This is a genomic window from Streptomyces sp. NPDC031474, assembly GCF_055581185.1.
On the sequence record NZ_JBVIJX010000007.1, the window covers coordinates 467,509 to 488,750 of the forward strand.

The following is a 21,242-nucleotide window of genomic DNA, read 5'->3' on the forward strand; positions in this document are numbered from 1 at the left end:
GGAGCCTGGCGGCGGCCGGCCCGACGGGTGAACACCCGGTGGCCAGTGGGGCGTACGGGCATGGACGCCGTCCGACCTGCGCGCTGCGCACCCGGGGAGCACCGGCTGCGCAGCGCAACGCTCATGGGACGTTTGTGTTTCGGAAAGATCCACTTTGACGCGGCCACGTCCAGGGCGGCGACAACACGGGTATGCGTGTCGTCATCGTGACCGAATCCTTTCCCCCCGACGTGAACGGCGTGGCCCATTGCGCCTTCCAGACCGCCCGACACCTCGTCGATCGCGGTCACGCCCCCGTCGTCGTCGCCCCGGCCACCGCCGCCGGGATCGGGCCGGACGCCGAAGCGCCCTGCCCCGTCGTCCGAGTCCCCTCCCTTCCGCTCCCCGGCTACCCCCAGGTCCGCGTCGCCCTCCCCAGCCGACGCGTCGCCGCCGCCATCGCCGAACACCGTGCCGAGATGGTCCACCTGGCCAGCCCCTTCATCCTCGGCGTCCGCGGCATGGCCGCAGCCGCCCGGCTCGGCATCCCCGCCGTCGCCGTCTACCAGACCGACCTGGGCGGCTACGCCCGCACCTACATGGGCGCAGGCGAGGCCGCGGCCTGGCGCCGGATACGGTCCGTCCACGCCGCCGCCGACCTCACCCTCGCCCCCTCCAGCGCGGCCCTGCACGACCTGGACACGCACGGCGTGCCCCGGGTGAAGCTGTGGCCGCGCGGCGTGGACACCGTGCGCTTCCGCCCCGACCACCGCGACGAGGCACTGCGCCGCGCCCTCGCCCCGAACGGCGAGCTGATCGTCGGCTACGTCGGACGGCTCGCCGCCGAGAAGCAGGTCGAACTCCTGGCCGGCGCATGCGGGCTGCCCGGCGTCCGCGTCGTCGTGGTGGGCGACGGGCCGAGCCGACCCGGCCTTCAGGAGGCCCTGCCCGGCGCGGTCTTCCTGGGCAAGCGCACCGGCGACGAACTCGCCCGCATCTTCGCCTCACTGGACGTCTTCGTGCACACGGGCCCGTTCGAGACGTTCTGCCAGACCGTCCAGGAGGCCATGGCCAGCGGTGTCCCGGTGATCGCGCCCGCCGCGGGCGGCCCCCTGGACCTGGTCGCCCACGGGCGCACCGGCTTGCTCATCCCGCCGCGCGACGCAACCGCGGTGCGGGAGGCGGTGGCCTCGCTGGCCGCCGACCCCGCACAGCGGTTCGCCTACGGCGCCGCCGGCCGGGCCATGGTCGAGGGGCGCACCTGGGCCGCCGTCGGTGACCGGCTCATCGACCACTACCAGGACGTGCTCGCCGCACGCCGACTGGTGGTGGCGGCATGAGCCCCGAGGTGAACGACGGCCGCGCCGCCGGCGCCTGCACCGGGCCGCTGCGGATCGTGCGCCTGGCCAACTTCGTGGCTCCCGCCTCGGGCGGGCTGCGCACGGCCCTGCGCGAGCTCGGCAAGGGCTACCGCGCGGCAGGCCACGAGCCGGTCCTGATCGTCCCCGGCGAGCGGGTGAGCGACCGGGAGACCGAGCAGGGCCGGGTGATCACCCTGCCCGGGCCGCTGCTGCCCGGCACCGGCGGCTACCGCGTCCTCACCGACAAACGGCGGGTCGCCCGCCTGCTGGAGGAACTCGCCCCCGACCGCCTGGAGGTCTCCGACCGCACGACGCTGCGCTGGACCGGCAAGTGGGCGCGCCGGGCCCGGGTGCCCGCGGTGATGGTCTCCCACGAGACCGCCGACGGTGTCCTGCGCACCTGGGGCGTGCCTGAGGGGGCGGCCGGACGCGTCGCCGACGCCCTCAACCTCCGTACGGCGCACACGTACGCGCGCGTGGTGTGCACCACCGAGTTCGCCGAGCGGGAGTTCGTACGGATCGGGGCGCGGAACGTGGTCCGGGCGCCGTTGGGCGTCGACCTCGTCGAACGGCACCCCGCCCTGCGGGACGCCGGGCTGCGGGCCGTCCACGCGCGCGCGGACGAGACCCTGCTGGTGATGTGCACCCGCCTCTCCGTGGAGAAGCGGCCCGGTACCGCGCTGGACGCCCTGGAGGCGTTGCTGCGGCGCGGTGTGCGGGCGGTGCTGGTCGTCGCGGGCGACGGACCGCTGCGGCCGCGGCTGGAGCAGCGCGCCCGGGAGCGCGGGCTGCCTGTGACCTTCCTGGGGCACGTCTCCGACCGCGGCGCCCTGGGCGCGCTCCAGGCCTCCGCCGACGTGTGCCTGGCGCCGGGGCCCGCGGAGACGTTCGGGCTCGCCGCCCTGGAGGCGATGGCGTGCGGGACGCCCGTCGTCGCGAGCGCCTCCTCGGCGCTCCCCGAGGTGATCGGGGCCGCCGGGGCCACCGCGGCCGACCGCGGGGAGGCCTTCGCGGAGGCTGTCGAGCACCTGCTCGAACGCCCTCCGACGGACCGCCGGGAGGCGGCACGCGCGCGTGCGGAGTGCTTTGGCTGGGGGACGGCGGTCGACGCGTTTCTCGCCGCGCACGACGCGACGCTGCCCGTCCGGGGCGACGTCTACGACCCGCCTGCGCCCACACCGGCCGCCGCACCTGTCCGTCCGTTCGTGCCCGGAGGCCTCGGATGAGACGCGTGCGCTTCGTCGCCCTCGGGGACTCGCTCACCGAGGGCGTCGGGGACCCTGTGGGCGACGGGTGGCGCGGCTGGGCCGCGCTGCTCGCCGACGGGCTCGCCGGGGAGGCCGAAGGGGCCGCAGGGCGCGAGGGGGCCGAGGGGCCCGCGGCAGCCGTGGAGTTCACCAACCTCGCGGTCAGCGGGGCGCAGACACGGGACGTGCTGGAACGGCAGCTCCCGGCCGGGCTGGAGCTTCGGCCCGACCTGGTCTCCGTCGTCGTCGGCGTCAACGACACCCTGCGCTGCACCTTCGACATCCATGCCGTGGCCGCCCGACTCGACACGGTCTACGGCGCGTTCGCCGAGCAGGGCGCCGTCCTGCTCACCGCGTGCCTGCCCGACCCGGGCGGAACCCTCGGGCTGCCCGGCGCCCTCGCCCGGCCGCTGGCCCGCAGGCAGCGCGCCGTCAACACCGTCGTCCACGCCCTCTCCGAGCGTTACGGCGCCGTCCACCTGCACGCCTCGGAGGGCGCCTGGCTCACCGACCGGGCGATGTGGAGCGCGGACCGGCTCCACCCCGGCGAACGGGGGCACCGGCAACTGGCCGTGCGCTTCCACGCGGTGCTGGCGGAGGCGGGCCTCGCGAGCGGGCCCGCGCCCTCGCCCGAGCCCGACTTCCCGGCGCCCACGACGTCGGCGAGCCTGTGGTGGCTGGCGACCGCGGGCACCGGCTGGGTGGCCCGACGGTGCACCGACCTGCTCCCGCAACTGCTCACCCTGGCGGCCGACGAGATGCGTCACCGCGCGCGGGGCACCAGCGCCCGGCTCGACCTGCGGGCCTCCGCGGCCGTGTCCGCCGCGCTCGCCGCCCTGTCGGTGGCGGAACGGCAGCCGGACGCCGCCTGAGGCGCCCTGGGCGTCACCGTCGGCGTACGGCCACGAAGCGGACCGGTGTTCCCGGTGGCGCCTGGGCGGCCGCCGGGAGGTCGGTCGCGCGGACCACCCCGATCACCGGGTAGCCCCCGGTGGTCGGGTGGTCGGCCAGGAAGACCACCGGCCGACCCGCGGGCGGCACCTGTACGGCGCCCAGAACCATGCCCTCGCTCGCCAGCTCCCCGCTCAGGGCTCGCTCCAGCGCGGGCCCCTCGGTGCGCAGCCCGATGCGGTTGCTCGCCGAGGACACGCGGAAGGTCCGCGAGGTGAAGGCCCGGACCGCGTCGGCGGTGAACCAGTCGTCCCGGGGGCCGAGCGTGACCCGCAGGACGAGCTCGGCCGGGGGCGCCGGCTGCGGGGCGACGTCCACGCGCGCGTGCGGGGCGAGTTCCTGCCCCAGGGGCAGGACCGTGCCGTCCGTGAGCGGGTCGGGGCCCAGGCCCGAGAGCAGGTCCGTGGAGCGGCTGCCGAGGACCGGCTCGACGGTGATGCCGCCGGCCGTGGCTATATAGCCACGTACACCGGACAGGGCCGGTCCGACGTCGAGCACCGCACCGGCGGGCACGCGTACGGCCGCGCCCCAGGCAACCGGCCGGCCGTCCACGGTGACCTGGCACGGCGCGCCCCCGACCGCCACGGTCACGTCGCAACGCGGCCTGAGGGCACAGCCGTTGAGCGTGGTCTCCAGGACGGCCGCGTCGGGCGCGTTGCCCACCAGCCGGTTGACGAGAGCCGCCGCGGGCGGGTCCAGTGCCCCGGAACGGGGGACGCCCAGATGCGCGTGTCCGGGACGGCCCCGGTCCTGCACGGTGGTGAGCGCCCCGGCGCGGACGACGCACAGTGCGCGGTCGCTCATACCGCTCCCACCGGCCGCGCCTGCTCCGCCTGATCCGCCTGATCCGCCTGATCCGCGGGGACGAAGCGCACGCGCGTGCCCGGCGCGAGCAACGCGGCCGGTACGCGCGCGTGGTCCCACAACACGGCCTCCGTGGTGCCGATCAGCTGCCAGCCGCCCGGCGACGAGCGCGGGTACACGCCCGTGTACGGCCCCGCCAGCGCCACCGATCCCGCCGGAACGGCCGTGCGCGGAGTGGCCCGGCGCGGGACGTCGTAGCGCGCGGGCAGGCCGGTGAGATAGCCGAAGCCGGGCGCGAACCCGCAGAAGGCGACCCGGAACTCGGCGGCCGCGTGGATGCGGGCCACCTCCTGCTCCGAGACACCCCAGTGAGCGGCGACCTCGGTCAGGTCCGGGCCGTCGTAACGCGTCGGGATCTCCACGACGTCCTGCTCCCGTGGCGGCGCGGGCGGTACGTCGGCGACGGCCAGCTCGGCCGCCAGCCTGCCGGGGTCGGTCAGGCCGTCCAGGAGGACGGTGCGGGCCGCCGGGACGATCTCACGGGCAGCGAGCAGGCCCGCCGCACGACGGCGCAGCAGCTCCGCATGCAGGGCCTCTGCCTGCGCACCCGAGGCCACCTCGACCAGGAGGGCGTCATCGCCGACGGACAGGACGCGCAGACTCATGCGAAGGCCTCCACCCGCACGCCCGACTCCTCCAGCCGGCGCCGGACCCGGCGGGCCAGCTCCACCGCGCCGGGCGTGTCGCCGTGCAGGCACAGGGAACGCGCGCGTACCTCGATGGAGGACCCCGCGTGGGAGGTGACCCGGCCGAGGCGGGCGAGGCTCACCGACCGTTCCACGACGGCGTCCGGGTCGCAGACCACGGCCCCGGCCTGCCCTCGCGGCACGAGTGTGCCCGCCTCGGTGTACGCGCGGTCCGCGAAGGCCTCCGGGACGGTCGGCAGCCCCGCCTTGCGGGCCAGCTCCAGCAGACGCGAGCCGGGCAGGCCGAGCACGGGCAGTGCGGCGTCGGCGAGGAGCACCCCGTCGACCACCGCGCCGGCCTGCTCCTCGTCGTGCACGACCCGGTTGTAGAGCGCGCCGTGCGGCTTCACATACGCCACGCGCGCGCCCGCCGCCCGGGCGAACACCTCCAGGGCGCCGATCTGGTACGCCACCTCGGCGGCCAGTTCGGCACTCGGCACATCCATGGCGCGACGCCCGAATCCGGCCAGGTCCCGGTAGGAGACCTGGGCGCCGATCCGCACGCCCCGCTCGGCCGCCAGCTCGCACACCCGCCGCATGGTGGCCGCGTCCCCGGCGTGGAAGCCGCAGGCCACGTTGGCGCTGCTGACGACGGACAGCAGCTGCTCGTCGTCGGTCAGCTGCCAGCGGCCGAAGCCCTCGCCGAGGTCGGCGTTCAGATCGATCGCGGTCGTCGCGGTCGTCGCGGTCATGGTTTTCCGTGTCTCCTTCTCAGGCCACGCGGTACTGCTCGTCGCGGGCATCGGTGAGGAACATCTGTCCCGGGGCGTGGGTGAGGGCGAACGGCGGGCGCGAGGCCGTCACCGCGGCCTGTGGGGTCACTCCGCAGGCCCAGAACACCGGGATGTCGTCCGGCGCGGCCTCCACCGGGTCGCCGAAGTCGGGCCGGCCGAGGTCGTCGATGCCCAGTCCCGCCGGGTCGCCGCAGTGTACGGGGCTGCCGTGGACCGCCGGGAGCAGACTGCTCTCCCGGATCGCCGCCGCGAGATGCTGCGGCGGCGCCGGCCGCATGGACACCACCATCGGGCCGTGCAGCCGGCCCGCGGACCGGCACTGACGGTTCGTCACGTACATCGGGACGTTGCGTCCCTGCTCGATGTGGCGGATCGGTACGCCCGCCCCGGACAGCGCCCACTCGAAGGTGAAGCTGCAGCCGATCAGGAACGACACCAGGTCCTCACGCCAGTACGCGCGCACGTCCGTCGGCTCGTCCACCAGTTCCCCGTCCGCCCACACCCGGTAGCGCGGCAGATCGGTGCGCAGGTCCGCACCCTCGGCCAGCACGGTGGTGACGGAGCCGGCGTCGGTGACGTCGAGGACGGGACAGGGCTTCGGGTTGCGCTGGCAGAACAGCAGCATGTCGTACGCCCAGTCCGCGGGCACCGAGATCAGGTTGACCTGGGTGTGGCCCGCCGCGACTCCGGCCGTGGGGCCGGTCAGGCCCGCCCGGAAGCGGGCCCGGGCGGTTTCGGGGCGCCACGCGTGCGCGTGCTCGTCGACGAGGGTGACGGGACGGTCTTCGCCACGGGGCGGTCGGCGGTCCTGCGTGAGGATCGGACGGGTCACTCGAGTTCCTTCCCGCGGGTCTCCGGCAGCCCCAGCAGCGCCAGGGCGGCGATGGCGTATCCGATCGCGCCGAAGACCAGCGCACCGCCCACACCCCAGCTGTCGGCCAGGAAACCGACCGTGGTGGGGAAGACGGCGCCCACGGCGCGGCCGGTGTTGTACGTGAAGCCCTGTCCCGTGCCGCGCAGAGCGGTCGGATACAGCTCGCTCAGGAAGGATCCGAAGCCGCTGAAGATCGCCGACATGCAGAACCCGAGCGGGAAGCCGAGCACGAGGAGCAGGGTGTCCGCGCCGCTAGGGATGTTGGCGTACGCCAGGATGCACACCGCCGACAGTAGGGCGAACAGCCAGATGTTACGGCGCCGGCCCAGCCGGTCGGTGAGGTAACCGCCGGTCAGATAGCCGAGGAAGGCGCCCGAGATCAGGAAGGTCAGATAACCGCCGGTGCCGACCACCGACAGGCCGCGCTCCGACTTCAGATACGTCGGCACCCAGGTCGCCAGCGTGTAGTAGCCGCCCTGTACACCGGTGGAGAGCAGGCCCGCGAAGAGCGTCGTCCGCAGCAGCGGGCCCTTGAAGATCGCCGGGAACGACCCCTTCCGGGCGCTCTGTTCGCGGGCGGCCGTGGCCTGCGGCGCGTCCTGCACCCGGCGCCGCATCCACACGACGAGCAGCGCGGGCAGGGCGCCCGTCCAGAACATCACGCGCCAGGCCATGTCGTCGCCGAAGAAGGAGAAGACCAGCGTGTACGTGAGGGCCGCGAGACCCCAGCCGACGGCCCAGGAGCTCTGGACCGCGCCGAGGGTGCGACCCCGGTGCTTCGCGCTCGTGTACTCGGCGACCAGGACCGCGCCGACCGCCCACTCGCCGCCGAAGCCGAGACCCTGCAGGGAGCGGAAGACCAGCAGCGTCTCGTAGGTGGGCGCGAAGCCGCAGGCGACGGTGAAGACCGCATAGGTGATCACGGTGATCATCAGGGCCCTGACCCGGCCGATCCGGTCGGCCAGGACGCCCGCCACGGCCCCGCCGATCGCGGAGGCCACCAGGGTGACGGTGGTGAACAGGCCGGTCTGGCCGCTGTCCAGACCGAAGTACGCCGCCAGCGCGACCATGCTCAGCGGCAGCGTGAAGTAGTCGTAGGAGTCGAGGGCGTAGCCGCCGAACGCGCCGGCGAAGGCGCGTCGGCCGCGCGGGCCGAGGGCGCGCAGCCAGCCCAGCGCGCCATCGTCGCGGGTGTGTTCGGTCGTGGTGGCGCGGGCGTCGGTGGTCGGGGCCTGTGGTGGAGGGGTCGTGCTCATGGGGCACCTCGCTGAGGGATGACGGAGGGTGCGGGGAGTGAGCCGTGCCGTGTGCCTGGAAAGGAAGGTAGAGGATCGTTGAACGATCCTTCAATACCCATGTTGTTTCGTTCTCGTGACTGCGGTTGAATTCCGGGCATGGCAGAGCAGCTGGCGGGACTGGCCGACGACCGCGCCCTCCTGGGCCGCACGAGCACGGCCGAACGGGTTTCGGACATCCTCAGGAGCCGTATCGCCGAGGGCTATTTCCCGCCCGGGACGCGATTGTCGGAGGACAGCATCGGCGGAGCGCTCGGGGTCTCCCGCAACACGCTCCGCGAGGCGTTCCGGCTGCTCACCCATGAGCGTCTGCTCGTCCACGAGTTGAACCGGGGCGTGTTCGTCAGGGTCGTGACCGTCGAGGACGTCGAGGACATCTACCGCACGCGCATGCTCGTCGAGTGCGCCGTGGTGCGCGGGCTCGGGGAACCGCCGTACACGCTGGACGGTCTCCGGGCGAGCGTCACGGAGGGGCAGGTGGCAGCTCTCGAGAATGACTGGAAAGAACTGGGTACCGCCAACTTCCACTTCCACCGGGAACTCGTGGCCCTGGCCGGAAGCGCCCGCACCGACGAGCTGATGCGCAGCGTCTTCGCCGAGCTGCGGCTCGCCTTCCACCTCGTCGGCGAGCCGCGCCGGCTGCACGAGCCGTACCTCCAGCGCAACCGCCAGATCCTGCAGGCCCTGGAGGCCGGCGACAGGCAGGGGGCGGCAAAGCTGCTCGAGACGTACCTGACCGACTCGCTGGCGCGGGTGGTCGAGGTGTACCGGCGAAGGGTGGGCGAGGACAGCACCTCGTAGGGGCGCGCGGGACCGCGCGACAGGCCCCCACCGGCCCGTAGACGAAACACAACCGGTCGCCCGCCCGACCGCCGGAGGCGTTCCGCGTCGTTTGGGTCGATGTCAGACCGAGGACCTAGTCTGTGCACCGTGACTTCGCCTGCTTCGACGGACCGTGTTCCGCCCCAGCTCAGCGCGGGGCCGCGCCCCGCGCTGGGTCCGGCCGCCGACGAGGGGCTGGCGCGGCGGCTGCGCGCGCTCGCCTGCACGGCGCCGATCCACGACCTCGACGCGCGCAAGGCCAATCTCGCCGGTGAGTACTCGGTGTACGGCATGGCGGAGCTCGCCCTCGCCGCCATCGACCTGGTCACGCTCAACATGGACTTCGACACCGGCGCCGACCACGACCAGATAGTGGCCCGTCTCCTGCCGCGCATCGCCGCACAGGCCCCGCAGCGGCCCGTCGCCGAGCACGAGCGGGTGGCCCGCTGGGTCCTGGAGAACCTGATCAACGTCGGCAGCGTCGACCGCGGCTTCAGGGCCGTGTACGGCACGTTCGCACCCGACGGCACATATGTGCGCCGCGACTACGACTTCAAGCTGATCGAGGAGGTCCCCGGCTACGGCGGCGCGGTCTACCTCCGCACCACCGACGAGGCGGTCAACGTCCTGGTGGGCGCCCTCGACACCGACGTCACCAGCGCGCAGATCGCCGCCGAGGTCAAGCTCGAGGTGCTGATCCGCCGCGGCCGCCTCGCCGACGCCCAGCTGGCCGCCGAGCAGGCCCGCTACCGCACCGTGCAGTACTCGGAGACCCTGCGTCGCGCCCTGGAGGCCACCCGGCGCAACGTGCGCGCGGTCGACTGGCTCAACTCCGTGCCCGACATGATCGCCGAGGCCCTCGACCACGTCGCCGACCGCTACCGCCACGAGAACGCGATCCTCACCAACATCCGCAAGGCCCGCGACGAGATCGAGGACGCGGAGAACAAGCGGCGGGCCGCCGAACTCGTCGACATCGTCAAGGACTGCATCCGCCGGCACACACTTCTGCAGTCCCGGCTGCTGGAGGCCGGCCCGCTGTTCCGCGCCGAGCAGGACCGCCAGGCGTTCGCCACCCCCATGACCTCGTCCGGGATAGACCTGTACGGGCATCTCGTCGCGCCCGTGCTGCCGCTGCCGCTGGAGCAGGCGGTCCGGGTCACGGACGCGTTCTTCGCGCGCGGGACCGGACTGCGTACGCCGGCGTCCGTGCGGGTGGGCGACCTCGTCGACCTGCTGCTGACACCGCCGGTGGAACGGGAGCACCTGGGGGCGGAGATGCCGGAGCCGGACCTCATCGCGACGCCGGACGACAGCCGGTTCAGCGAGGAACAGTTGGCGATCGCCAAGGAGTTGCTCGACCTGCCGGCGGACGCGCCGCGCCGGCTGTCCGGACTGCTGGCGCAGGCGCGCAGCACCGGCGACCTCGATCTGCCGTACCTGGTGGCGTTGCTGGCGGTGCACGCCGCCAGCCCGGCCGTGGGCACGGCCTACCGCCAGGGCGAGGAGAAACTGCTGTTCGCCGTGGACGACGGGACGGAACTGGACGACCCGGAGTTCGGCGGGGCCGACCTCATAGTCGGCACCGCCCTGCTGGACGCCGCGGGGATGGCAGCGGACCGCACGGAGGCGGCATGAGCCGGGCGGGGAATCGGGCGGGGATTCGGACCGGGAGCCGAGCCGGGAGCCGAGCCGGGAACAGTATGGACGAGCACGAGAACACCGAGGAGCCGAAGCCGTGACCGAGCACGTCGAGTGGAGCGACACGGAGGTCCCCTCCCCGGCGGTGAACGCCTCCGTCACCCCCGCCGACGCCGCCGACGCGGCGCGGCTCGTCGCCTTCGGGCTGCAGCCCAAACTGCAGCCCGCGCGGGATCAGGAGTACGCGGAGCTGCTGCGGCGCTACCGGGAGGACCCGGCGTTCGCCCGGCTCGCCGACGCCGTCGCCGCCGGGCTCGGTCTGATCGTGCTGGAGGTGTCCCCGCGCGCGGGGATGGCGGTGACCGCCGCCGAGGACTCGGTGTTCGCCGTGCGGATGGGGGACTACGCGCGTCGCACGTCCGCCGACGGCGGCGACCGCTTCCTGCACGGCCTCGCGCATCTCGCCGTCGCCGCAATGGCGTTCCCGCGGCCCGAGGACCTGGCCGACGACGGCTACATCGGGCGGGTCAGCGTCAACGGAGTCGACGCCTTCGTCCGTCAGGCCTGTCGGCGCCTGGAGGAGCGGGCCGAGGAGCAGAGCGAGAACACCGACCCCGCGACCGACGCGCCCGGCCTGGAGTCGGCCTGGCGGATCTGGGCCAGACGCAGTTCCACCGGCGCCACCAAGGACGCGCGCAGACTCGCCGGCTCGACGACCGGCATCGTCGGCAAGGCCGTCGGGTTCCTCACCGACTCCGGCTTCCTCCAGCGGACCGGCGACGACAACGGCGGCACCTACCGGACCACCGCGCGCTACCAGCTCCAGGTGCGTGACATGGCGGGCGGCGCCGCCATGGCCGAACTGCTGGAGCTGGGCGTCGTCCCGGTCACCGACGGCACGCCGACGCTGCTGCCACCCGAGGAGAGCGACGACCTGGAACTGGTGGCCGACGCCGGACTCCCGTTCCATTCCTGAGTCTCCTGAGGCCCTGAGGTTTCTGAAGCCCCCGAGGTTTCTGAAGCCCGAAGAACCGCCAACCCCCTGATCTGCCGATCTGCCGAAGACTTACGAGAGTCCGCCATGTACGAGCTGTCCCGGGTCCGCCTCTACTCCATCGGGCCTGCCGGTGCGCGCTATGCCGACACCGTGCTTGACCTGCGGGGTGTGGGCGACGTCGTGCCCGATCCCGCGCCCACGCAGGCGGAGTTCTTCGAGGAGGAGCCCGTCGGCCCGCCGCGCCGCCCCGCCCCCGCCGGCGTGCTCTTCCTGGAGAACGGCGGCGGCAAGTCCGTCCTGCTCAAGCTGATCTTCTCCGTGATGCTGCCGGGTCACCGCAACACCCTCGGCGGCGCCAGCTCCGGTGTGCTGCGCAAGTTCCTGCTCGCCGACGACTGCGGACACGTGGCGCTGGAATGGCAGCACGTGCTCACCGGTGAGTGCGTCGTCGTAGGCAAGGTCAGCGAGTGGCGCGGGCGGCAGGTGTCCAACGATCCGCGGAAGTTCGCGGAAGCCTGGTACTCGTTCCGGCCGGGGCCCGGGCTGAGCCTGGACAACCTGCCCGTCGCCGAGTCCACCGCGGTACGCCCGCCCGTGGAGGGCGCCTCCGGGGCACAGGGGCGGCGGCGCACCATGAAAGGGTTCCGGGACGCCCTCACCGAGGCGGGGAAGGCGTATCCGCACCTGGAGGTGCACTGGGAGGAGATCCACGACCGGTGGATCGAGCACCTCGGCGAGCTCGGCCTGGACCCCGAACTCTTCCGCTACCAGCGGGAGATGAACGCCGACGAAGGCGAGGCCGCCGGCCTCTTCGCGGTCAAGAAGGACTCCGACTTCACCGACCTGCTGCTGCGCGCGGTGACCGACACACGTGACACCGACGGACTCGCCGACCTGGTCAGTGGTTTCGGCAACAAGCTGGGCCGCCGCGCCGAACTGATCGCCGAACGGGACTTCACCGCCGGTTCGGTGGACCTGCTGGGGCGGATCGTCGAGGCCGCCGAGGCGCGGGCACGCGCGCGTGACGTCCACGCCGGCGCCGAGCGGCGCACCCGCGCGCAGGCCCGCCGGCTGTCCGCGCGGGGCGTACGGGAGAAGGTGCGGGCCGGTGATCTCGCCCAGCGGGTCACGGCCGCCGCCTACGCGGTCACGCACTCCGAAGGGGCACGCGAGCGCAGTGCGCTGATCGCCGCCGAACTCGCCTTCCGGCACGCCTCGCTGGCGCTCGCCGCCGCCGAGAAGTCCGCCGCCGCGCAGAAGCGCGAACTCGCCGACGCCCGCACCCTGCACTCCGCCTGGCAGGCCGCCGAGGCCGTGCTGCGCCATCGCGCCGCCGCCGACCGCGTCGCCCGTGTCTCCGCAGCCATCCAGGAGGCCGAACGCGACGCCGCGCCCGCCCTCGCCGCCCGCGCCAAGGCCGCGGTCGACCTCGTCCGGGCCCTGCACGCGGCCGCCGAGAGCGCCGAGACCCTCGCCAACGAGGAGGAGGAGCGCTCCGCCGCCCTCCAGGAGGTCGGCGAGACCGCCCACCGGGACGCGACGTCCGCCGCCACCGACGCCCAGCGCGCCCGCAGCGAGGTCGGGCACCTGCGCCAGCGCCTTGCCGAAGTGGAACAGGAGACCGCCGAGGCTGTGCGCGCGGGCTGGCTCGACGACAGCGCGCCCGACGCCGATCCCGCGCGCGCGGCCCTCGCCGCCAGCGATGCGGAGAAGACGGCCGTCGCCGCCTGGGACACCGCCCGTGAGGCCTCGCGCAGGGCCTCCGATCACGCGCGCGAGGCCGCCTCCGCGGAGTCCCGCGCCGAGCTCACCGCGGCCCGCGCGGCGGACGCGGCGACGGCCGCCCAACGGTCGTACGAGGCCGAGCAGCGGCTCGCCGAGTCGCTGGCCGGTGAGGAACGGCTCGCCGAGCTGCTCGGCCTGACCGGCGGCGGGGCACCCCGACAGATCCCCCAGCCTCGTCACGACGGCGAGCCGGACGACGGCTCCTCGCTCACGCCCGAGGACCTGGACCGCTGCGCCGACGAACTGCGCGAACTCCTCGACGACGCCGTCTCCTCCGCCGAACGGCAGCTTTTCGAGCTGCGCACCGCCGCCGCCGACGACTCCCGCATCCTCGGCGCGCTCGGCGACGGCGGACTGCTGCCGCCGGGGCCGGACGTGCTGGCCACCGTCGAGTTCCTCGGCGAACACGGCATCCCCGCCCTGCCCGGCTGGCGCTACCTCGCCCAGGCAGTCGACCCCGTCGACCACGCGCGCGTGCTCGCCGCCCGGCCCGAGCTGGTCGACGGCGTGATCATCACCGACCCCGACTCGCACGCACGCGCACGGGAGGCGCTCGGTGAAGCCGCGCTGCTGCCGCGCTCGGCGGTGGCCGTCGGCACGGCTGCCGCTCTGCTCGCACCGACCCCGGCCGCCGACACGCGGAGCGACGACGTCTTCCTCGTCCCACCGAACCCGGCCATGCACGACGAGCACGCCGCCGACGAGGAACGACAGGCGCTGCGCGCGCGGGCGACCGAGCGGGACGAGGACATCCGCCGGCTCGCCGCGCGCCTCGGCAAGGACCGGGAGCTGGCTGCCCGGCTGGCCTCCTGGCGTACCGGCTGTCCAGCCGGGCGGCTCACCGAACTCGCCCACGCCGCCGGGGAGGCGCGCGTGTTCGCCGAGGAGTCCGAGGCCGAGCTGGCCGAGGCGCGGACCGTACGAGCGGAGGCCGACGAGACCGCCGCCGAGGCCGCCCAGGTGCGCGACGAGCGCCAGGAGGCCGCGCAGAAGGCCCGGCGGGCCGCCGATGCTCTCGCCGGACTCGCCTTCCGGCTGCGCGAGCGGGCCGGCTGGCAGGTCAAGGTGCGCGAACTCGCCGACGAGGCCGCCGAGTCGGAGGCCCGCGCCCAGTCCTGCCTGGAACGCGCCCGCGCCGCCGACGAGGACCGCCGCGGAGCCCAGCGCGCCGCCGACGACGCCCGCCGCACCGCCCGTGCGCTGCGCGCCGAACGCGCCGAGATCGCCGGCGCCCCCGACGACGTCCCGGAAGCCGACCCGGACGCGTCCAGGGCGTCCCTGCCCGCCCTCCGCGAGGCCTACCGGGCCGCCTCCCAGCTGTACGAGAAGGTCGGCGTCGGCGCCGACCTGCGGGCCGAGCAGGCCCGCGCGGAAGGCGAAGAGAGCGCCGCCCGCACGGAGCTGGACCGGCTCAGCAACAAGGTCCGTACGCGTGCCGAGCAGCTGCTGCAGTCGCCCGACGGCTCCGACGGGCCGTCCCGGCAGGCCGCCGCCGCACGTGCGGAGGAGCTGGTGCAGCTCCTGGAGACCCGTATGTCCACCGCGAGCGAGCAGCTCGGGCGACTGCGCGGTGAGCACGAGCGGCTCGCGCCCGAGGACGGCGAGGCCCACACCGGGCTGGCCGAGGAGCTCCAGCCGCGCGACGCCGAACACGCACAGGCGCTGTTGCGCACCGCAACGGCCGAACTCGCCTCCCGCACCGAGGCGTTGAGCCAGGCCCGCGAGGCGCACGCCGAACTGCTGGCCGCCCACCGGGCCGCCGAGGACGCGGCCGGCGGCTTCGACGAGATCGCCGCGATGCTCCGCGACCTGCTGCGCGAACACCCGCAGGAGGAGGAGCAGGAGGAGCCGGAGCCGTACCCCGGCACCCTGGAGGAGGCCCGCCATTCGGCCGCCGAGGCCCGCCGCTCGTTGCGCGGCTGCGCCGCCGACCTGTCCGCCGCCGAGTCCGCCCTACGCGAGGCCGGCGACATCCTCGTCCGGCATGCCAACTCCACCCGCTACGAGCAGGTCCGCACCCCCGCGCGTCAGCAGATCCGTGAGCTGCCCGCCGCCGCGCTGCCCGAGCACGCACAGAAGTGGGCCGACGCGTTCGCGCCCCGACTGCGCGTCCTGACGGACGAGTTGGCGCAGCTGGAGCGCAACAGGGACTCGATCGTGGACCGGTTGCGGGGGCTCGTCGAGTCCGCGCTCGCCACCCTGCGCTCGGCCCAGCGGCTCTCCCGCCTGCCCGAGGGGCTCGGCGAGTGGTCCGGCCAGGAGTTCTTGCGCATCCGCTTCGAGGAACCGGATCAGGCCACCCTCACCGAGCGGCTCGGCGAGGTCATCGACGACGCGACCCGCGCGGCCGTCAAGAAGAACTCCGACCTGCGGCGCGACGGCATGTCCCTGCTGCTGCGCGGGGTCGGCGCGGCCCTTGAGCCCAAGGGCGTCGCAGTCGAGATCCTCAAGCCGGACGCTGTCCTGCGCGCCGAGCGGGTCCCCGTCGGCCAGATGGGCGACGTGTTCTCCGGCGGCCAGCTGCTCACCGCCGCGATCGCCCTGTACTGCACCATGGCGGCCCTGAGGAGCAACGACCGGGGCCGGGACAAGCACCGGCACGCGGGCACGCTGTTCCTCGACAACCCCATCGGTCGCGCCAACGCGACCTATCTGCTGGAGCTCCAGCGCGCCGTCTCGGACGCCCTGGGCGTGCAGCTCCTGTATACGACGGGCCTGTTCGACACGACGGCGCTGGCTGAGTTCCCGTTGGTCATCCGGCTGCGCAATGACGCCGACCTGCGGGCGGGCCTGAAGTACATCAGCGTCGAGGAACACCTCCGCCCGGGCCTGCCGCAACAGCCCCAGGCCGGGGAAGCGGTGCACAGCGAGATCACGGCGACCCGCATGTTCAAACGGCCGGCACCCGACACCGCCCCCTGAGGGGCGGTGAGGCAGAAGGCGTACTCCGAGGCGGGTCAGCCGTGGTGGGCGGTGTCCATGTCCACGGCACCGACCCGTAGGGGAACATCGAGTCCGGGACCAGGTACCCGCCTCGGCCCGGGCGTCGCGCCCGTGCCGCCGCCGACCACGAGTAGTCGAACTCGTCGATGCTCATGAGCCGCCGACCGCGTCAGCGTGTCGCCGCTCGCATCAGGGACGCGTCGGACGGCCTCAGGAGTGGGACAGCTGCCCGGTGCCGCTCTGCCTGCGTATCCGCTCCTGCTGACGCTCGGCCACCCGTGCCTGCCGTCGCGCCCGGCGGCGCTCGCGGCGCAACGAACGCGCCGTGCTGCTCGGTGTCGACACCACGCCATTGCGCTGGTTCCACACCTGCCGCGTCACCCAGACGTCCAGCGCGCCCCAGGTGGCCAGCACCGTGCTGACCACACCGCTGATCACCATGGGGAAGGCCAGCCAGGATCCGGCCAGTGTGCACAGGAAGGCGACCATCGCCTGAATCAGTGTCACGGCGATGAGCAGCACCGCACGCACGGCCGCCGTACGCACCGGATCGGGCATTCGGCGTCGACGTGCCGGCTCCTCCACCCACAACGGCCGGTAGGACGCCCGCTGTTGTCCTGAGGCGGCCGCACCGGGGGCGCCGGCCGCACCGGGCTGCCGGGCGCCCTCTCGCTTCGCGCCGACGGACTTCGCGGCCGTCGGAACACCGCGGTTGGTCGACTCTCGCGTGCCCGTCGAACCGTCGCGCCGATCCGCTGTCACTTGCCTGTTCGCGGGAATGTCGCGATCCCGTGCCTCGGGATCCCGCAGCGCGGTACCGCGCGCCGCCGCGCCGTCCTCGGGTGCCTCACGCCGCTCCGCCGTGCCCATCACCGTGTCACTCCCCACCGCCAGCAGTCCGCTCGCCTCCGGATCGAAGACCCGGCTCCCCAGTGGCTGCCCGGCTTGCGCTGATTTACGCCGCCCAGGTGCGGCATACGGCTCGTGTGGCCGATTCCGCCCCCAATTCCCAATGAGTAGGACGAGCGACCTGCCCCGAATGTTCCCGCGTTGCGAAAAATTCTGGCCAACTCGTTTACAGAGCCGGTCGGATCCGGCCTGCGGTCGCGCACCGGATTCGGGGAGGCAATCTCCCACAATGCCCGGACAACACACCATGTCTCGCCCTCGGTACGGAAGTTCAGCTTCCGGACCGCTCTTCGAGTTACCTGTGCGTCGGTAGTAGGCTCGCGCCGTTTGTTGACGCACATGCGTACCCCCTGTCGGTGGGGGTTCGAGCTGGGGGAGGCCATGCGCTTTCGCGGGAAGTCGATCCGCCGGAAGATCGTGGCGCTGCTCCTCGTGCCGCTGGTTTCCCTGACCGCGATCTGGGGCTTCGCCACGGTACTCACGGGACGTGAGGCGAGCCGTCTGTTCACCATGTCGTCCCTCGTCGAGAAGGTCGGCTACCCCATCGAGGACACCGTCCGCGTCGTCCAGCAGGAACGCCGCCAGACCCTCGTCTACCTCGCCGACCCCCGTGCCTCCGACGCGCTGTCCGCGCTGCGCCGCACCCGGACCGCCACCGACGAGGCACTCGCCGAGATCCGGGGGAACGCCCAGGACCCCGACGTACGCGACGTCCTCGACCAGGAGGACGGCGAGAGCCTGACCGCGGTTCTCGACGCCTTCGACGGCGTCGACTCCCTGCGCCGCAGCGTCGAGGAGGGCACCGTCACCCGAGCCCAGGCCCTCGACCTCTACACCCAGCTGATCGACCCCTGCTACGCCCTGTTGGCGAAGATGGACGTGGTCGACAGCGTGGAGATGGACAAGCAGTACCGCGCGCTCGTCGGCGTCGCCCGCGCCCGTGAACTGCTCTCCCAGGAGGATGCCCTGCTCGGCTCCGCCCTGGTCGTGGGCAAGTTGAGCCGCGAGGAGATCCGCGACGTCTCCGACCTTGCGGCCCAGCGGACAGTGGTCTACGACATCAGCCTCGCCCAACTGCCCACCGCGGAGCGCGAACGCTACGAGAGCTTCTGGAAGAACGCCACCACCGCCCCGCTGCGGACGGTCGAACAGGCTGTCGTCGCCACCACACCTGGCGGCCTGCCCCGAGGCGTCAGCGCCCGCAACTGGGACACCGCGGCCGGAAACGTCCTCGACGAGCTCGGCACCCTGGACGAGCAGGCCAACGACCGCTACCAGGACCGTGTCGGTCCGGTGGCGACGGAGGTCATCGTCAAGGCGGTCGTCGCCGGTGTCTTCGGGCTGATCGCCCTGCTCGTCTCCCTCGTCCTGTCCGTGCGCATCGGCCGCGGCCTCATCCGCGACCTGCGTCAGCTTCGGCTGGAGGCCCATGAGGCGTCCGGTGTGCGGCTGCCCAGCGTGATGCGCCGCCTGTCCGCGGGCGAACAGGTCGACGTGGAGACCGAGGTTCCGCGGCTGGAATACGACAAGAACGAGATGGGCGACGTCGGCCAGGCCCTCAACACCCTCCAGCGTGCCGCCGTCGAGGCCGCCGTCAAACAGGCCGAGCTGCGTGCCGGCGTCTCCGAGGTCTTCGTCAACCTCGCCCGCCGCAGCCAGGTCCTGTTGCACAAGCAGCTCACCCTGCTCGACACCATGGAGCGTCGCACCGAGGACACCGAGGAACTCGCCGACCTCTTCCGCCTCGACCACCTCACCACCCGCATGCGCCGGCACGCCGAGGGTCTGGTGATCCTCTCCGGCGCGGCCCCCTCCCGGCAGTGGCGCAAGCCCGTTCAGCTCATGGACATCGTGCGTGCCGCGGTCGCCGAGGTCGAGGACTACGAACGCATCGAGGTCCGCCGCCTGCCCCGCCTTGCGGCGACCGGCCCGGCCGTCGCCGACCTCACCCACCTGGTGGCCGAACTCCTGGAGAACGCCACGGTGTTCTCCCCGCCGCACACCGCCGTCCAGGTGTTCGGCGACCGGGTCGCCAACGGTTTCACTCTCGAGATCCACGACCGTGGCCTCGGCATGGCGCCCGAGGCTCTCCTGGAGGCCAACCTCCGGCTCGCCGAGACACCGGAATTCGAGCTGTCCGACACCGATCGCCTCGGGTTGTTCGTGGTCAGCCGGCTCGCCCAGCGGCAGAACGTCCGCGTCTCCCTGCAGCCCTCGCCGTACGGGGGGACGACCGCCATCGTCTTCATTCCCGACGCACTGCTGACCGACGACGTCCCCGACACCAACGGCATCGGCTTCCGCCTCGACCGCCCTCGGCCCCCGAAGGAGCCGGAGTCCGGGGAGACCCGCAGGGCCGCGCTCTCTGCGGCCTCGGTGCAGCTTCCCGGCCTGCCCGCCTCGATGCTCGACGGTCCCGTCGAGTTGGAGGCCCCCGTCGACCTGGACGCCCTCGGAGGTTTCCCGGCCGCGCTGGAGGAGGACGACGAGCACGGCGGCCTGTTCCGTCCGCGCCGCTCCCTCACCCGTGCTGAGGACGAGCCGGCCGCCGGCGCCTTCGACCAGCACCGCAGGCTGCCCGACGGCCTCGGCGACCCCGAGGGGCTGGCCAGCGACGACCCGGCCGCCCCGGTACCGCTGCTGCCCGGTTCGCGCACGCCCAAGCTGGTCAGCTCGCACGGGCGCCCGGTCACGGAACAGCGGCCCCGGCGGGCGGAGACGGACACAGAGCCCCCGGCCAGGCCCGGCCCCCGCCGTGTGGAGGGCGAAAGCCCGGCGCCTCTGCCGTCCCGCCGCCGCGGCACCACGGCACAGATCCCCCGCAACGGCGGCCCCGTCGACCGGCCCGCACTGCCGGAACACCCCGGGCGCGGTGCCGACGAGCAGCCCCCGTCTCCAGTTCTCCCACGGCGCAGCCGGCAGACCCCCGCGCTGCCCACCGGCCCCGACGACACGGCCGTGCGCGCGGCGACCGCAGCCCCCGGGACGCACGGGAGCGCACAGGCCGGTGAGCGGGGCAGCGGCACCCGGAACCCGGGAACCGTGCCTCATGACGACGGCTCCGGCACCCGAGCGCTGCCGCGGCGCGTGCGCCAGGCGAACCTGGCCCCGCAACTTCGGCAAGGCCCGGATCCGCGCACCGAGAACCGTGCCGACCCCGCGGACCGGGACGCCGACGAGGTACGCAGCCGCATGGCCTCGCTCCAGCGGGGCTGGCAGCGTGGCCGCGTAGAGAACGCCGAGGGCGACGACGCCCACAGCGGCACAGCACCACAAGGAACGACAAAGGGGGACGGTCGATGACCGCACCGAAGGCGACCGGCCACAGCACCACCAACGGCGAGCTCAACTGGCTCCTCGACGAACTCGTCGAACGTGTCGCCAGCATCCGCAAGGCCGTCGTCCTCTCCGGCGACGGCCTGCCGACCGGCGTGTCCAAGGACCTGTCCCGGGAGGACGGCGAGCACCTGGCCGCCGTCGCCTCCGGCTTCCACAGCCTCGCCAAGGGCGTCGGTCGCCACTTCGAGGCCGGTAGCGTCCGCCAGACGGTCGTCGAACTCGACGACGCCTTTTTGTTCGTCACGGCCGCCGGTGACGGCAGCTGCCTCGCCGTCCTCTCGGACGCGGACTCGGACGTGGGGCAGGTGGCGTACGAGATGACGCTCCTCGTCAAGCGGGTCGGCGTACATCTGGGCACCACCCCGCGCACCGATCTGCCCTCGGGCGGGTAGTGGGATGGCATGAGCACAGACGGTCAGGGAAACAGCCGCTGGTTCGACGACGAGGCCGGACCGGTCGTGCGTCCGTACGCCATGACGCGCGGCCGTACCACCAGTGCGATGCAGCACCGCCTGGATCTGATCGCGGTGGTCGTGGCCGAGGCCCACGCCGACGAGGCGGAACAGGACCCCGGGCTGTCCCCGGAGCATGTGGGCATCGTGGAGCTGTGCCAGGACGCGCCGCAGTCGGTCGCCGAACTCGCCGCCGGACTCAACCTGCCCATCGGAGTGGTGCGGGTCCTGGTCGGAGACCTCGTGGACGCGGAATTCGTCCATGTGAACCGACCTGTCCCCCCTGCCGAACTGCCCGACGAGAGTATTCTGCGCGACGTGATCAACGGCCTCCGAGCGCTGTGAGCAGCGCGGAAGCGAGGT

At 73.4% G+C, this 21,242-nt stretch carries 16 protein-coding genes; 10 read left to right on the plus strand and 6 right to left on the minus strand.

The window, feature by feature from the left end:
* The first annotated feature begins 191 nt into the window (after positions 1–191).
* From ACZ5SK_RS17370 to ACZ5SK_RS17380, 3 genes are read left to right on the plus strand one after another with little or no spacing between them, the layout of a single operon-like run.
* Positions 192–1,319: a glycosyltransferase family 4 protein gene (locus tag ACZ5SK_RS17370; protein WP_334583175.1), complete on the plus strand. Its 1,128-nt coding sequence runs from the start codon at positions 192–194 to the stop codon at positions 1,317–1,319.
* Positions 1,316–2,566: a glycosyltransferase gene (locus tag ACZ5SK_RS17375; RefSeq protein ID WP_361701572.1), complete on the plus strand. Its 1,251-nt coding sequence runs from the start codon at positions 1,316–1,318 to the stop codon at positions 2,564–2,566. The genes ACZ5SK_RS17370 and ACZ5SK_RS17375 overlap by 4 nt, the downstream gene beginning before the upstream one ends.
* Positions 2,563–3,459: an SGNH/GDSL hydrolase family protein gene (locus ACZ5SK_RS17380; protein ID WP_334583173.1), complete on the plus strand. Its 897-nt coding sequence runs from the start codon at positions 2,563–2,565 to the stop codon at positions 3,457–3,459. The genes ACZ5SK_RS17375 and ACZ5SK_RS17380 overlap by 4 nt, the downstream gene beginning before the upstream one ends.
* A gap of 13 nt (positions 3,460–3,472) precedes the next feature.
* Here the strand turns inward: ACZ5SK_RS17380 and ACZ5SK_RS17385 are convergent, their stop codons facing one another.
* From ACZ5SK_RS17385 to ACZ5SK_RS17405, 5 genes are read right to left on the minus strand one after another with little or no spacing between them, the layout of a single operon-like run.
* Entirely contained in the window at positions 3,473–4,342 is an 870-nt protein-coding gene (locus ACZ5SK_RS17385; protein WP_334583172.1) for a 5-oxoprolinase subunit C family protein, read from the minus strand.
* Positions 4,339–5,001, minus strand: coding sequence for a 5-oxoprolinase subunit B family protein (locus ACZ5SK_RS17390; RefSeq protein ID WP_361701816.1), 663 nt, complete (start codon positions 4,999–5,001; stop codon positions 4,339–4,341). Before ACZ5SK_RS17390 ends, ACZ5SK_RS17385 begins: the two co-directional genes overlap by 4 nt.
* A gap of 2 nt (positions 5,002–5,003) precedes the next feature.
* Complete coding sequence (locus ACZ5SK_RS17395) at positions 5,004–5,780, minus strand: LamB/YcsF family protein (RefSeq protein WP_334583171.1); 777 nt, start codon at positions 5,778–5,780, stop codon at positions 5,004–5,006.
* Positions 5,781–5,799: 19 nt separating this feature from the next.
* Positions 5,800–6,654, minus strand: coding sequence for a putative hydro-lyase (locus ACZ5SK_RS17400; RefSeq protein ID WP_468156867.1), 855 nt, complete (start codon positions 6,652–6,654; stop codon positions 5,800–5,802).
* Positions 6,651–7,952: an MFS transporter gene (locus ACZ5SK_RS17405; protein WP_361701569.1), complete on the minus strand. Its 1,302-nt coding sequence runs from the start codon at positions 7,950–7,952 to the stop codon at positions 6,651–6,653. The genes ACZ5SK_RS17400 and ACZ5SK_RS17405 overlap by 4 nt, the downstream gene beginning before the upstream one ends.
* Positions 7,953–8,090: 138 nt before the next feature.
* Between ACZ5SK_RS17405 and ACZ5SK_RS17410 the strand changes: the two genes are divergently transcribed.
* The 4 genes from ACZ5SK_RS17410 (at position 8,091) to ACZ5SK_RS17425 (ending at position 16,158) form a co-directional block, all read left to right on the plus strand.
* Positions 8,091–8,792 (plus strand): GntR family transcriptional regulator, encoded by a 702-nt coding sequence (locus ACZ5SK_RS17410; protein WP_361701567.1) that lies wholly within the window; start codon positions 8,091–8,093, stop codon positions 8,790–8,792.
* Between the two features lie 129 nt (positions 8,793–8,921).
* Positions 8,922–10,451 (plus strand): hypothetical protein, encoded by a 1,530-nt coding sequence (locus ACZ5SK_RS17415; protein WP_468576242.1) that lies wholly within the window; start codon positions 8,922–8,924, stop codon positions 10,449–10,451.
* 100 nt (positions 10,452–10,551) lie between these two features.
* On the plus strand, positions 10,552–11,430 hold the full coding sequence (locus ACZ5SK_RS17420) for a hypothetical protein (protein ID WP_468576243.1): 879 nt from the start codon (positions 10,552–10,554) through the stop codon (positions 11,428–11,430).
* A 105-nt stretch (positions 11,431–11,535) separates the two neighbouring features.
* Positions 11,536–16,158, plus strand: a complete 4,623-nt coding sequence (locus tag ACZ5SK_RS17425) for a hypothetical protein (RefSeq protein ID WP_468416699.1) — start codon at positions 11,536–11,538, stop codon at positions 16,156–16,158.
* A gap of 231 nt (positions 16,159–16,389) precedes the next feature.
* Here ACZ5SK_RS17425 and ACZ5SK_RS17430 read toward each other — a convergent pair whose 3' ends face one another.
* Entirely contained in the window at positions 16,390–17,067 is a 678-nt protein-coding gene (locus tag ACZ5SK_RS17430; protein WP_468156866.1) for a hypothetical protein, read from the minus strand.
* Between the two features lie 402 nt (positions 17,068–17,469).
* Here ACZ5SK_RS17430 and ACZ5SK_RS17435 point away from each other — a divergent pair, with 402 nt between their 5' ends.
* From ACZ5SK_RS17435 to ACZ5SK_RS17445, 3 genes are read left to right on the plus strand one after another with little or no spacing between them, the layout of a single operon-like run.
* Positions 17,470–20,391: a sensor histidine kinase gene (locus ACZ5SK_RS17435; protein ID WP_361701562.1), complete on the plus strand. Its 2,922-nt coding sequence runs from the start codon at positions 17,470–17,472 to the stop codon at positions 20,389–20,391.
* The gene (locus tag ACZ5SK_RS17440) at positions 20,388–20,819 is read left to right on the plus strand and encodes a roadblock/LC7 domain-containing protein (protein WP_334583163.1); all 432 of its coding nucleotides are present in this window, start codon (positions 20,388–20,390) and stop codon (positions 20,817–20,819) included. Before ACZ5SK_RS17435 ends, ACZ5SK_RS17440 begins: the two co-directional genes overlap by 4 nt.
* A 9-nt stretch (positions 20,820–20,828) precedes the next feature.
* Positions 20,829–21,224, plus strand: a complete 396-nt coding sequence (locus ACZ5SK_RS17445) for a DUF742 domain-containing protein (RefSeq protein ID WP_334583162.1) — start codon at positions 20,829–20,831, stop codon at positions 21,222–21,224.
* The last annotated feature ends 18 nt before the right edge of the window (positions 21,225–21,242 follow it).